The sequence below is a fragment of the Bifidobacterium sp. genome (assembly GCF_050874245.1).
GTDB lineage: Bacteria > Actinomycetota > Actinomycetes > Actinomycetales > Bifidobacteriaceae > Bifidobacterium.
The window spans coordinates 27,747-40,990 of the sequence record NZ_JBNMKH010000009.1 but is presented as its reverse complement, the minus strand read 5'-3'; the positions used below and the strand labels follow the sequence as shown (position 1 = coordinate 40,990).

The following is a 13,244-nucleotide window of genomic DNA, read 5'->3' as shown; positions in this document are numbered from 1 at the left end:
CGAGCGTGGCCAGGTTCTGGCTGCTCCGGGCTCCGTGACCCCGCACACCAAGTTCGAGGGCGAAGTCTACGTGCTGACCAAGGACGAAGGCGGCCGTCACTCGCCGTTCTTCTCCAACTACCGTCCGCAGTTCTACTTCCGTACCACCGATGTCACCGGCGTCATCACCCTGCCGGAAGGCGTCGAGATGGTTCAGCCGGGCGATCACGCCACCTTCGGCGTTGAGCTGATTCAGCCGATCGCTATGGAAGAGGGCCTGACCTTCGCAGTGCGTGAAGGCGGCCACACCGTCGGCTCGGGCCGTGTCACCAAGATCATCGAGTAGTCTTACCCGATATCGGAAGACACGCTTTGAACTAGCGTGAATATGCCCTTGGAGGTTTACGCCTCCAAGGGCATATTTTGTTTTCCGCCAATTCTTGCACCCCCTGGCTTTCTTGAATCAGGAACAAGGCATCGGTTTTGATCAAAGGACCGTTCCGGAACGTTTCCCGCGTCAAACCGTCATCCATCCGCGGCTGAATACGCGCTATTGGTAAAAGCGATAACCATTCGTGCCGAATAACGGACGTAACCGCCGGAGCTCCATATCGTTTCCGTAGTGTTCGAGAGTGACCGGAGCGGAAAACCTGCGATTGCTTCCGCCCCTGACGTTCGAGAATCCGGATAGCAAAGGAAGGGACACAATGGATTGGCGTACGATTCATGACAAAGCCGTTGAGAACATGACCACGGCCGGTCTTCTGTATGAGGATGGCAACGCCGACATCGACAGCGGAACCAACGATATCGATACCTTGGCATGGAGAAGGTATGGCATCCTGCCCCGAACGTTCCACAACGTGGGCGATATCGACACCTCCGTCACCGTGGGCGGTGTGCACATCGACACCCCGATTTTCGGCGCGCCCACCGCATATCACCGTCTTGCCAGCAAGAAGGGCGAGATCAGTTCGCAGAACGGCATGCACCGTGCAGGATCGTTCATCGTCTACCCGACGAACGCTTCGGAACCGGTGGAGCATTTCGCTCAGGAGGTCCAGGGCGAATGGTGGCAACAGGTCTATCTGTTCGATGACCGCAAGGTTTCCGCAGGCTTTGTGGAACGCTCCGTCGAAGCGGGGGCGAAGGCTCTGATGCTTACCTTGGACTGCCCCGGATATCGCCGCGATTTTGGATTCCGCAATGGCATTGATGGCACCTGGGAGGGTTCGAGCGGGAACTTCCCGAACATGCATATGACCGACTGGACTTTGAATTTGGCGACGTCGATCACGCCCAAGGACATCCAGTGGCTTAAGGATCTTTCCGGTCTGCCGGTCTACGTCAAGGGCGTCATGCGTCCCGAGGACGCCGTGACCGCCATGAACGCCGGTGCCGCGGGAGTCATGGTGTCGAACCATGGACGACGCCAGGTGGACGGCGTGGTCCCGGTTGCCTACGCTCTGCCCCGCATCAGAAAGGCCTTGGGGCGTGATGCAGAGATCTTCGCCGATACCGGTATCCGCACCGGTGGAGATGTCTTCCGCGCTTTGGCTTTGGGGGCCAACGCGGTCGGTCTTGGCAGGCCGATTCAGTGGGCCGCGGCGGCCGGTGGCGAGGACGGCATCGTCGACATGGTGGGTAAGATCACCGATGAGCTCGCCCATACCATGAATTCGGCTGGAGTGTCGCGCATCGCCGACATCGATGAATCGTTCCTCGTGGAAGGGCAGGGTCCTGCGGCCATCGCATCCTATGGGGTTGGGTTCTGAATCGTAATCATCCAAGGACGAAACCAAGAACGGAACGTGCCGGAGACTTTTCGTGCATCCCGGATTCCATCGAAGACGGGGGACGAAGTCCACGGCACGTCGCATATACGTGATGGTCAACTCGTCATGGCATAATGAGCAAGGCTTTTTGTAAGCTTTCCCGTTAGATGAAGAAATAGGTGAGTTAATTTGGCACAGACTACCAACGACATCAAGAACGGTTCCGTCCTGAATCTTGACGGACAGCTGTGGACCGTCATCAAGTTCCAGCACGTGAAGCCGGGCAAGGGTCCCGCCTTCGTGCGTACCACCATCAAGAACGTGCTTTCCGGCAAGATCGTCGACAAGACCTTCAACGCGGGCATGAAGATGGATTTCGAGACCGTCGACAACCGCAACCTCCAGTACTCCTATGAGGACGGCGACAATTTCGTGTTCATGGATATGACCACCTACGATCAGATCTTCATTCCGAAGACCCTGGTCGGAGACCAGGCCAAGTTCCTGCTCGAAGGCACCGACTGCGTTGTCTCCTTCCATGACGGCACCCCGCTGTCCGTCGAACTGCCGGCTTCCGTGGTCCTGACCGTTACCCACACCGAACCGGGTCTGCAGGGCAACCGTTCCAACGCCGGCACCAAGCCGGCCACCGTCGAGACCGGCGCCGAGATCCAGGTGCCGCTGTTCATCGGCGAGGGCGAGAAGGTCAAGGTGAACACCACCGATGGCTCCTACCTCGGCCGCGAGAACTGAGAGTAAGGACAGCGAAGTTTCATGGCACGTTCCACCGCTCGTAAGAGGGCTCTGAACACGTTGTATGAAGCGGATGAGAAGGGACAGGACATCCTGTCCCTTCTTGCTGAGCGCATCGAGCAGCCCGGCGCTCAGACACCGCTGCCTGAATACGCCATCGAAATCGTACGTGGCGTGGCGGAGCATATCGCCGCCATCGACGCCATGCTTGACGAGCATTCCACCGGTTGGAAGGTCAAGCGTATGGGTGTTGTGGACCGCAATATATTGCGTATCGCCACGTGGGAGATCATGTTCAATGACGATGTCCCCAACATGGTGGCCATCGATGAGGCTTTGGGCCTTGCCAAGACGCTGTGCGATGATGATTCGCCGGCGTTCATCCACGGTCTGCTCAGCGCCGTGAGCGCGGATGCGCAGGCTTCTCCAGTGGATGGGCAACCGACCGAACCTTCGGCTGAATAAAGCTGGAAGTTAAGCGATTCGGCCGGGTCGCGAGTCCTAACCGGCCGCTATCCTTGGTACGAATACCTTGACTATAAGGGGGTTTTGGTGAACCAGTATGATTCCGAAGCCGTGATGTTTGACCCTCAGGATGCCGTTCTCGTTCTTGAAGACGGACAGGTGTATGTGGGTGAGCCATACGGTGCGATCGGCACGACCAGCGGGGAGATCGTTTTTGCGACCGGCATGACCGGCTATCAGGAAACGCTTACCGATCCCAGCTACGATCGGCAGATCGTGGTACAGACGTTCCCGCATATCGGGGACACGGGAATCAACGGGGAGGATCCGGAATCATCCAAGATTTGGGTCGCCGGTTATGTGGTGCGCGATCCCAGCCCGAACGTGAGCAATTGGCGTGCCACCGGCAGCCTTGACGATGACTTGGAATCCAACCACATCGTCGGCATCAGCCATATCGACACCCGTAAGCTGGTCCGCCACCTGCGTTCCGCGGGCGTCATGCGTGCCGCCATTTTCTCCGGCGACGCATTGCTTGACGACAACGGCAAGCCGCGTTCCATTGAGTCCATGCTCGACGAAGTCAAGGCCACTCCGCAGATGAAGGGCATGAGCCTCTACGACGAGGTCAGCACCAAGGAAGCCTATACCATCGAGCCGTGCGGCGAATTCGAAGGCAAGGATCCGTTGTTCACCGTCGCGGCGGTCGATTTGGGCATCAAGGCCATGACCCCGCACCGTATGGCGGAACGCGGCTGCCGTGTGCATGTGGTTCCGTCCACCATCACCTTTGACGAGCTTGAGGCTCTCAATCCGGATGGCGTCTTCTTCTCCAATGGCCCGGGAGATCCGGAACAAGCCGATCCGGAAGTAAACCTGCTGCGTCAGGTTCTGGATGCGGGATACCCGTTCTTCGGCATTTGCTTCGGCAACCAGCTGCTGGGACGCGCGCTTGGCTTCGGCACATACAAGCTCAAATTTGGCCACCGCGGCATCAACCAGCCGGTCAAGGACATGACCACCGGCAAAATCGAAATCACCGCCCATAACCATGGCTTCGCCGTGGACGCGCCTATCGGCGAAACCGTGGACGCTCCGTTCGAAGACGGCAAGTACGGCAAGGTGTTCGTCAGCCATGTCGATTTGAACGACAACGTGGTCGAAGGCCTGCAATGCGTCGATATTCCAGCCTTCTCCGTGCAGTATCATCCGGAGGCCGCGGCCGGCCCGCACGACGCCGCCTACCTGTTCGATCGCTTCGTCGATCTTATGCGTTCCACCAAGGAGGGAACCCGCAATGCCTAAGCGCACAGACATCAAGTCCGTGATGGTCATCGGCTCTGGCCCGATTGTGATCGGCCAGGCCGCGGAATTCGATTATTCGGGCACCCAGGCCTGTCGCGTGCTTCGCGAAGAGGGCATCCGGGTCATTCTGGTCAACTCCAACCCGGCTACCATCATGACCGATCCGGAAATGGCCGATGCCACTTATATCGAGCCGATCTCCACTCCGATTCTCGAGCAGATCATCGCCAAGGAACGTCCTGACGCGTTGCTGCCGACCCTGGGCGGCCAGACCGCTTTGAATGCCGCCATGGCGCTGGGCGAGGCCGGTGTGCTCAAGAAGTACAACGTCGAGCTGATCGGCGCTTCCCTTGACGCCATCGATCGCGGTGAGGACCGTGAACTTTTCAAGAAGGTCGTGGAGAAGGCCGGCGCCGAATCCGCGCGTTCCGACATCGCGCACTCCCTTGAGGAAGTGGACAAGATCGCCGAGAAATTCGGCTATCCGCTGGTTGTCCGCCCAAGCTTCACCATGGGTGGCCTCGGCTCCGGCATCGCGCATGATGAGGACGAGCTGCACCGCATCGCGGGCGCGGGAATCCATTATTCCCCGACCGACGAGGTCCTGATCGAAGAGGGCATCGAGGGTTGGAAGGAATACGAGCTCGAGCTGATGCGCGACAAGAAGGACAATGTCGTTGTCGTCTGCCCGATCGAGAACGTCGATCCGGTCGGCGTGCACACCGGCGACTCCATCACCGTGGCGCCGGTCTTCACTCTGACCGACCGCGAATACCAGAAGCTGCGTGACATCGGCATCGCCATCATCCGCGGCGTGGGCGTCGATACCGGTGGATGCAACATCCAGTTCGCAGTCAATCCGGACACGGGACGCATCATCGTCATCGAAATGAATCCGCGTGTCTCCCGTTCCTCCGCCCTGGCATCCAAGGCCACGGGCTTCCCGATCGCCAAAATCGCCACGAAACTGGCTCTCGGCTATACGCTGGATGAGATTCAGAACGATATCACTCAGTCCACTCCGGCCAGCTTCGAGCCGACCATCGACTATGTGGTCACCAAGGTGCCGCGTTTCGCGTTCGAGAAGTTCCCAGGCGCCGATCCGACCCTGACCACTTCCATGAAGTCGGTCGGCGAAGCCATGGCGCTTGCGGGCAACTTCCAGGAGTCCTTGGGCAAGGCCATGCGGTCCATCGACAAGAGGCACATGGGATTCAACTGGGATGGCGACAAGCCTTCCCAGGAGGAAGTCAGCCAGCTGCTCGACGCCATCAAGGTGCCGACCGAACACCGTTATCTGCAGATCCAGCGTGCCCTGTGGGGCGGCGCCACCGAGGAACAGATCTTCGCAGCTACCAAGATCGATCCGTGGTTCATCCGCCAGTTCGAGCTCATCAACGAGACCGCGTTGGAGGTCAAGAACGCGGAGAAGCTCTCCAGGAAGCTTCTCAAAAAGGCGAAGCTCGCCGGTCTGTCCGATCTGCAAATCGCGCATCTGCGCCGTCTGGGAGACGAAGGTGAGAACACCATCCGTGAGCTGCGGTGGTCGTATGATCTTCGTCCGGTATACAAGACCGTCGATACCTGCGCCGCCGAATTCGATGCGGCCACGCCGTACTACTATTCCTGCTATGCGGATGAGACCGAGCTGCGTCCACGCGACCGCGAGGCCGTGATCATCCTCGGTTCCGGTCCGAACCGCATCGGCCAGGGCATTGAGTTCGATTACACCTGCGTGCATGCCGTGCAGGAGCTCGGCAAGGACTATGACACGATCATGGTCAACTGCAATCCGGAAACCGTGTCGACCGATTACGACATGTCCGATCGCCTGTATTTCGAGCCGCTCACCTTCGAGGATGTGCTTGAGATCTACGAAGCCGAAAAGAAGATGGGACCGATCAAGGGCGTCATCGTCCAGCTCGGTGGACAGACCCCGCTGTCCTTGGCCGCTCGACTGAAGGCTGCGGGGGTGCCGATTCTCGGTACCACCCCGGAATCGATCGATCTGGCCGAAAACCGCGAGCTCTTCGGCGAGGTGCTGAAGAAGGCCGATATGAACGCGCCGCGTTACGGCACCGCATTGAGCCTGGACGAGGCCCGTGAGGCAGCCCACGCCATCGGATACCCGGTGCTGGTGCGTCCGAGCTACGTGCTTGGCGGCCGTGGCATGGAAATCGTCTATGACGATGCCCAGTTGCGCAAGTACGTTGATCGTGCGTTGAAGGAAGCCCAGGCCGATACCGTTGTCTCCGGTCGTCTGCCTTCCCCGCTGCTCATCGACAAGTTCCTGCAGGACGCCGTGGAAATCGACGTCGATGCCTTGTTCGATGGCAAGGAACTGTATATCGGTGGCATCATGGAGCATGTCGAGGAGGCCGGCGTGCATTCCGGCGATGCCGCATGCACTTTGCCGCCAAGCACGCTGTCCGACGATCAGATTCGCCGTCTGCGCGAGGGCACCTATGCCATTGCCAAGGGCTGCGGAGTCCAGGGACTGATCAACGTGCAGTATGCCTTCATGGCCAACACGCTGTACGTCATCGAAGCCAATCCACGTGCCTCCCGTACCGTGCCGTTCGCTTCCAAGGCCACCGGTGTGGCGCTGGCCAAGGCCGCCGCGCGCATCATGGTTGGTGAGACCATCCAGCAGCAGCGTGACAATGGTCTGCTTCTGCCTCATGGAGATGGCGGTGACATCCACCGTGGCCAGCAGGTTGCCGTCAAGGAATCCGTGCTGCCGTTCAAGCGTTTCCGTACGCCGCTCGGCAAGACCGTCGACGTGCTGCTTGGACCGGAGATGCGTTCCACCGGTGAGGTCATGGGCTTCGATCGTGACTTCCCGCATGCGTTCGCCAAGAGCCAGCTCGCCGCCTACGAGGGCGGTCTGCCGACCAGCGGCAACGTGTTCATCTCCGTGAACGACACCGACAAGCGTCAGCTGCCGCTGTTCGCGGCAAGGCTCGTTGAGCTTGGCTTCAAGATCTGGGCCACTGAGGGCACGGCTTCCGTGCTGCGCCGCTACGGCATCGATTCCAAGATCGTCGACAAGATCAGCGTCCGTATGGATTCCGATCCGGAAGAGCCGATCACCACGTACCATGCGGCGGGCAGCGTCGGCAAGAACGTCGTCCAGCTGATCGAAGAGGGGGCGATTGATCTGATTCTCAACACGCCCAATTCCCGTGGTTCGCGTTCCGACGGATATGCCATCCGTTCCGCGGCCATTGCGGCCGATTTGCCGCAATTCACCACGATGACGGAATTCTCCGCCGTGCTGATGGCTATCGAGGCTGTACGCAATAATGATTATCAGATCATGAGTATTCAGGATCATTCCAAGCAGCTATTCGATTTGGAAAGCCGTGAGTAGTGATGAGTAGCCCCAGCAGCAAGGAAGTGAGTGCCCAACGCTCGGATTTCGGTCTGAGATTGAGCAATTCGATGGCGAAGTATGGCCCGCTATGCGTGGGCATCGATCCCCATCGAAAACTTCTTACCGATTGGGGCTACAACGTCGATGCGCTGGGTGCCGAACTGTACGCCATGCGCATGCTTCAGGCGGCCAATGGCCGTGCCGCGGCCGTCAAATTCCAATCGTCCATGTTCGAGCGTTACGGTTCCAAAGGTTTCGCGGCGCTCGAACGTGTGCTGTACGCGGCGCGGCAAATGGGTGTCATCACGATTGTGGATTGCCTTCACGGCGGACTTCCCACCACGATTTCCGCGATCGCGGACGCGTATTTCAAACCCGGCTCGCCTTTGCTGGCGGATGCCATCACATTGTTGCCGTATTATGGCGCGCGGTCTCTGGGAGGCGTCATCAATGACGCGCTCAACAACGGCAGAGGCGTGTTCGTGGCGTCGCTGACGTCCAATCAGGAAGGTGCCAGTCTGCAGACCGCCATCCGCCAGGCCGGCGAATACAAAGGCAAGACCGTGGCGTACGGCATCGCCGGCACCGCGCAGAAATTCAACAAGGGCATCGACGGCATGGGGTCGGTGGGACTCATCATCGGTGCCACCATCGGCCAATGGATTAATGATTCGGGCGTCGACCCGGCCAGATTCACCGGCCCGATTCTTTCTCCCGGCTATGGATGGCAGGGCGCGGAGATGGAGGATCTGAAAACCGTGTTCAAGGGGACCAAAGGCAATGTGTTGGTCACCGTTTCACGTTCCATCGCCACTCATGGTCCGGACATCGCCAAACTGACCGAGGCGACCGCGTCGGTGGCAAGGGACATCCGTCAGGCGTTGACGGAAGCCCAGAACGAAAGCTCCGGCGAAGAATCCGGTAACACCGGCGAATAGTTTTTGAAGCATGACATTTATGAAAACGGGGGATGTGGAATGACTGATATGCGTCATGGACGTCTGATTGTGCTTTGCGGACCTGCCGGCGTGGGTAAAGGCACGGTTTTGGGACGGGTGCGGGAACAACATCCCGAAATCTGGCTGTCGGTGTCGGCCACGACGCGCAAGCCTCGTCCGGGCGAAGTGGACGGAGTGAACTATTTCTTCATGAGCGAACAGGAGTTCCTGGACAAGGAAGCGGCGGGGGAGTTCCTCGAAACCGCTGATGTATTCGGACTTGCCCACTATGGAACGCCCGTGAAACCAGTCGTGGAACATTTGGAACGCAATATTCCCGTAGTACTGGAAATCGATCTTCAAGGTGCTCGGAGCGTCAAACGCCGTGCGAAGGAGCTTGGCCTTGAAGTGCTTACGGTGTTCATCGAACCGCCGTCCTTCGAGGAGCTGAAGCGTCGTTTGATCGGACGTGGCACGGAAACTCCGCAGCAGCAGGCCAAAAGGCTTGAGACCGCCAAGACCGAGCTGGCGGCGGCGCCTGAATTCGATAGGCGTATCGTCAACAATGTGGTCGATGAAGCGGCTGACGAATTATGGAAGATCATAGCCGAGGAATTCAATCTCTGACTTGGCGGCACCACTGTCATGCCGGGGAGAAAGGCCGTGACCACGTATGAATCGCGGTCACGGCCTTTCCATTGGAATCATTTGCGTCCATGTTCGGTCATGTGTCTGCGGACGGGCAACATCCAGTGACGCACGAAATGGTGTGCGTCTGGCGAAAAAGAAATAAGAGGACGGCCTCCACGGAGTATTTCGTGGAGGCCGTCCTCTTGTGTCCACGCGATGCGTGGATTATCGATCAGGCGAGACCAGAGAGCTTATCAATCAGCTCTGGGTCGCGGGTGGCGCCCTTATCGGCGGAACGTGCGAAGGCTGCGTAGGCCTTCAGCGCCTGGGACACCTTGCGGTCGCGGTGTGCCACGTAGCCGTCGCCGGCTTCGAGTTCTGCGCGGCGCTGGGCCAGCTCCTCATCGGAAAGCTCGACGTTCACGGTACGGTTCGGGATGTCGATGTTGATGATGTCGCCGTTCTTGATGAGCGCGATCGGGCCCTTGTTCGCAGCCTCAGGCGCGATGTGGCCGATGGCCAGACCGGAGGAACCGCCGGAGTAACGGCCGTCGGTGAGCATGGCCACCTGCTTGCCGATGCCCTTGCCCTTGACGAAGGAGGTCGGGTACAGCATCTCCTGCATGCCCGGGCCGCCTTTCGGGCCCTCGTAGCGGATCACCAGCGCCATGCCGGGCTTCAACGTGTCGTTGAGGATGACCTCGATGGCCTGTTCCTGGGATTCGACGACCAGCGCCGGACCGCGGAACGTCCAGATCTCCTTCGGCACGCCGGCGGTCTTCACCACGCAGCCGTCAGGCGCGAGGTTGCCGCGCAGCACGGCCAGACCGCCTTCGGTGACGGCCGGATGATCGATGTCGTGGATGGCGCCGTTCACACGGTCGCGGTCGAGCGAATCGAACAGGGTGGTGTGCGTCCACGGTTCGGGGGAGACGATATGGCCCGGAGCCGCAAGATACATCTGCTTGGCCTGCTCGGTGCAGGTGTCGCGCATGATGTCCCAATCGTTGAGCTTGTCCTCCAAGGACTTGTAGTCGATGGAATGCACGTCGCGGTGCAGCTTGCCCGCACGGTCGAGCTCGCCGAGGATGCCGGTGATGCCGCCTGCGCGGTGCACGTCGGAAATCTCCCATTCGCCGGACGGCGAAGCCTTGCAGATGCACGGCACGGTGTGGGAGATGCGCTCGATGTCGTCCAGCGTGAAGTCCACATCGGCGGACTGTGCCATGGCGAGGATGTGCAGCACGGTGTTGGTGGAGCCGCCCATGGCCACATCCATGGTCATGGCGTTCTCGAAGGCCTTCTTGGTGGCGATGGAACGCGGCAGCACGGAATCATCGTCATTGTCGTAATACTGCTTGGCGATCTTGACAACCTGCTGGGCGGCACGCTTGAACAGATCCTTACGGTAGGAGTGGGAGGCCAGGATGGTGCCGTTGCCCGGCAGAGCCAGGCCGATGGCCTCGGTCAGACAGTTCATCGAGTTGGCGGTGAACATGCCGGCGCAGGAACCGCAGGTCGGGCAGACGGTCTTCTCGTAGGCGAGCAGATCCTCTTCGTCCAGGTTGTCGTCGGCGGAGGCGTACATCACGTCGATCAGATCGGTGTTCTTCTTCACGGTGCCGTCGGGCAGCACGGTGGTGCCGGCCTCCATCGGACCGCCGGAGACGAACACGGTCGGGATGTTGAGGCGCAGCGCCGCCATGAGCATGCCCGGGACGACCTTGTCGCAGTTCGGGATGCAGATCAAGGCATCGGCGCAGTGCGCGTTCACCTGGTATTCCACGGTGTCGGCGATGATGTCGCGGCTCGGCAGCGAATACAGCATGCCGGTATGCCCCATGGCGATGCCGTCGTCCACGGCCATCGTGTTGAACTCACGGGGGATGCCTCCGGCTTCCTTGATGGCCTCGGAGATGAGACGACCGACCTTGTTCAGGTGCACATGGCCCGGCAGGAACTCGTCGAAGGAGTTGGCGATGGCGATGATCGGCTTGCCGAAGTCCTTGCCGTCCACGCCGGCGGCGCGGTAGAGGGCGCGAGCGCCCGCGAATACACGTCCATTCATTAGTTTTGCAGATCGCATTTCCATGTCTTCTATTGTGCTGGTTCAACGGGACACGCGATTTGTCAAGAGTCACTATGTGGAATTGTTGCGGATTCCATTTCCGAGGGATGTTGAGACGTCCAGTGCGGACGTGCAAGGAGGTTCCGTGGAAAGGAATCGATCCGGTCCAGTGGACTCCCTATACTAAAGACTTTGGAAAAGAAGCTTTTGGCTTATCTGATGATTTGGAGATAATCACTATGGCATTCGGCACTGAGCCAACCCCGACCGGTCTTGCGGATCCGCCCATCGATGATTTGATGGAACATGCGGACTCCAAGTACGCTCTGGCCATTTTCGCGGCCAAGCGTGCCCGTCAGATCAATTCCTATTTCACCCAGCTCAACGAAGGTCTGCTGCAGAACGTCGGACCGCTGGTGGAATACCAGAATCAGGAGAAGCCGCTGTCCATCGCATTCCGCGAGATCAACAACGGTCTGCTTGAGGAGACCCTCGGCGAGGACGATCTGACCGAAGGCAACTGATTCGAGAGGTTCCCGCAAGGGACTCCACATGGATTTCATACGCTCCGATACCTGAGCGGTGCGCTTTGAATAGTTGGTTAATAAGCTATTGATTGCGTCTGCGAGGGGCGGGGCGTTTTTCGTAGGCAATCACCAGAGGCGAACGGTTGGGCGTTCGCGAAAGGAGCAGCCGTATGGCTGAATTGAAGTTGATTTCCGCCGAATCGGTGACGGAAGGTCATCCGGATAAGGTCTGCGACCAGATTTCCGATGCGATTCTTGACGATATGCTCGCGCAGGATCCGCATTCCCATGTGGCGGTGGAGACCTGCGCCACCACGGGGCAGTTCTTCGTGTTCGGCGAGGTGACCAGCGAAGGCTATTGCGACATCCAGAACATCGTGCGTTCCGTGGTCCGTAACATCGGTTACACCAGCTCCCGCGTCGGCCTTGACGCGGATTCCTGCGGCGTGGTGGTGTCGCTGACCGGTCAGAGCGCCGAAATCAACCAGGGCGTGGCCCGTTTGAGCCAGGAGCAGGAGTCGGAGGCCAGCCGTGAGGAGCGGTACGAGGCCCAGGGTGCCGGTGACCAGGGCGTGATGTTCGGTTATGCGTGTGACGAGACCGATGTGCTGATGCCGCTGCCGATTCATCTTGCCCATCGTCTTGCCTATCGTCTTGCCGAGGTGCGTAAGAGTGGCGAAGTCGCCCACTTGCGTCCGGACGGCAAAACCCAGGTCACCATCGAATATGACGAGCATGACAGGCCGGTACGCCTGGATACCGTGCTGATTTCCACCCAGCATGATCCGGAAGTGGATCAGGCGTGGCTGAAGGAGCATCTTGTGGAGCATGTGATCAAGCCAGTGCTCGATGATGTGCTTGGCGACAAGGTGGCCCACGACGAATACCGAGTGCTGGTGAATCCGACCGGTTCGTTCATTCTCGGAGGACCGGCCGCCGATGCCGGTCTGACCGGTCGCAAGATCATCGTCGACACCTATGGAGGCGCGGCCCATCATGGCGGCGGTGCGTTCTCCGGCAAGGATCCGAGCAAGGTGGATCGTTCCGCGGCCTATGCCGCCCGCTGGGTGGCCAAGAACATCGTGGCCGCGGGACTGGCCCACAAGGTCGAGGTCCAGGTCGCTTACGCCATCGGCGTAGCCGATCCGGTGTCCATCAACGTGGAGACCTACGGCACCGAAATCGGCGTGACCCGCGAGCGGATCCAGCAGGCCGTGCGCAAGGTGTTCGACCTGCGTCCCGCCGCGATCATCGACGAGCTCGACCTGCTTCGTCCGATTTACTCCAAGACCGCCGCATACGGTCATTTCGGCCGCAACGACGCCGATTTCACTTGGGAACGCACCGACAAGGTCGATGAGCTCAAGGCCGCCATCGCCGGCTGAACGCTCATTGGAAGGACGTTGCCGGAGGATGCGATCGACAGCC

General features: G+C 59.5%; 10 protein-coding genes and 1 pseudogene. 10 read left to right on the top strand and 1 reads right to left on the bottom strand.

The annotated features are described in order from the left end of the window. The 8 genes and pseudogenes from ACR0P8_RS02155 to gmk form a co-directional block, all read left to right on the top strand. Positions 1-325: pseudogene (locus ACR0P8_RS02155) on the top strand (elongation factor Tu); the annotation flags it as partial. Positions 326-686: 361 nt separating this feature from the next. Beyond that, the gene (locus ACR0P8_RS02150; RefSeq protein WP_432623226.1) at positions 687-1,754 is read left to right on the top strand and encodes an alpha-hydroxy acid oxidase; all 1,068 of its coding nucleotides are present in this window, start codon (positions 687-689) and stop codon (positions 1,752-1,754) included. Positions 1,755-1,943: 189 nt separating this feature from the next. Next, on the top strand, positions 1,944-2,507 hold the full coding sequence (efp, locus tag ACR0P8_RS02145) for an elongation factor P (protein WP_432623223.1): 564 nt from the start codon (positions 1,944-1,946) through the stop codon (positions 2,505-2,507). Positions 2,508-2,528: 21 nt separating this feature from the next. Next, the gene (gene nusB, locus ACR0P8_RS02140; RefSeq protein ID WP_432623221.1) at positions 2,529-2,972 is read left to right on the top strand and encodes a transcription antitermination factor NusB; all 444 of its coding nucleotides are present in this window, start codon (positions 2,529-2,531) and stop codon (positions 2,970-2,972) included. Positions 2,973-3,086: 114 nt separating this feature from the next. Beyond that, the gene (gene carA / locus ACR0P8_RS02135; RefSeq protein ID WP_432623230.1) at positions 3,087-4,277 is read left to right on the top strand and encodes a glutamine-hydrolyzing carbamoyl-phosphate synthase small subunit; all 1,191 of its coding nucleotides are present in this window, start codon (positions 3,087-3,089) and stop codon (positions 4,275-4,277) included. Then, complete coding sequence (gene carB / locus ACR0P8_RS02130) at positions 4,270-7,650, top strand: carbamoyl-phosphate synthase large subunit (protein ID WP_432623219.1); 3,381 nt, start codon at positions 4,270-4,272, stop codon at positions 7,648-7,650. The genes carA and carB overlap by 8 nt, the downstream gene beginning before the upstream one ends. Positions 7,651-7,652: 2 nt before the next feature. After that, on the top strand, positions 7,653-8,591 hold the full coding sequence (pyrF, locus tag ACR0P8_RS02125) for an orotidine-5'-phosphate decarboxylase (RefSeq protein WP_432623217.1): 939 nt from the start codon (positions 7,653-7,655) through the stop codon (positions 8,589-8,591). A gap of 39 nt (positions 8,592-8,630) precedes the next feature. Further along, entirely contained in the window at positions 8,631-9,218 is a 588-nt protein-coding gene (gmk, locus tag ACR0P8_RS02120; protein WP_432623215.1) for a guanylate kinase, read from the top strand. Positions 9,219-9,453: 235 nt separating this feature from the next. Here gmk and ilvD read toward each other — a convergent pair whose 3' ends face one another. Continuing rightward, the gene (gene ilvD, locus ACR0P8_RS02115; RefSeq protein WP_432623213.1) at positions 9,454-11,313 is read right to left on the bottom strand and encodes a dihydroxy-acid dehydratase; all 1,860 of its coding nucleotides are present in this window, start codon (positions 11,311-11,313) and stop codon (positions 9,454-9,456) included. Positions 11,314-11,528: 215 nt separating this feature from the next. On the opposite strand from ilvD, the gene rpoZ reads away from it, so the two are divergent. Both rpoZ and metK read left to right on the top strand, forming a co-directional pair. Continuing rightward, the gene (rpoZ, locus tag ACR0P8_RS02110) at positions 11,529-11,813 is read left to right on the top strand and encodes a DNA-directed RNA polymerase subunit omega (RefSeq protein ID WP_026646382.1); all 285 of its coding nucleotides are present in this window, start codon (positions 11,529-11,531) and stop codon (positions 11,811-11,813) included. A gap of 173 nt (positions 11,814-11,986) precedes the next feature. Beyond that, the gene (metK, locus tag ACR0P8_RS02105; RefSeq protein WP_432623210.1) at positions 11,987-13,201 is read left to right on the top strand and encodes a methionine adenosyltransferase; all 1,215 of its coding nucleotides are present in this window, start codon (positions 11,987-11,989) and stop codon (positions 13,199-13,201) included. Positions 13,202-13,244: the final 43 nt, after the last annotated feature.

Excerpts from the sequence above, each read along its gene's own strand:
- ACR0P8_RS02150 (WP_432623226.1), top strand. The coding sequence starts at position 687 with ATGGATTGGCGTACGATTCATGACAAAGCCGTTGAGAACATGACCACG.
- nusB (WP_432623221.1), top strand. The coding sequence starts at position 2,529 with ATGGCACGTTCCACCGCTCGTAAGAGGGCTCTGAACACGTTGTATGAA.
- carA (WP_432623230.1), top strand. The coding sequence starts at position 3,087 with ATGTTTGACCCTCAGGATGCCGTTCTCGTTCTTGAAGACGGACAGGTG.
- carB (WP_432623219.1), top strand. The coding sequence starts at position 4,270 with ATGCCTAAGCGCACAGACATCAAGTCCGTGATGGTCATCGGCTCTGGC.
- pyrF (WP_432623217.1), top strand. The coding sequence starts at position 7,653 with ATGAGTAGCCCCAGCAGCAAGGAAGTGAGTGCCCAACGCTCGGATTTC.
- gmk (WP_432623215.1), top strand. The coding sequence starts at position 8,631 with ATGACTGATATGCGTCATGGACGTCTGATTGTGCTTTGCGGACCTGCC.
- ilvD (WP_432623213.1), bottom strand. The coding sequence starts at position 11,313 with ATGGAAATGCGATCTGCAAAACTAATGAATGGACGTGTATTCGCGGGC.
- rpoZ (WP_026646382.1), top strand. The coding sequence starts at position 11,529 with ATGGCATTCGGCACTGAGCCAACCCCGACCGGTCTTGCGGATCCGCCC.
- metK (WP_432623210.1), top strand. The coding sequence starts at position 11,987 with ATGGCTGAATTGAAGTTGATTTCCGCCGAATCGGTGACGGAAGGTCAT.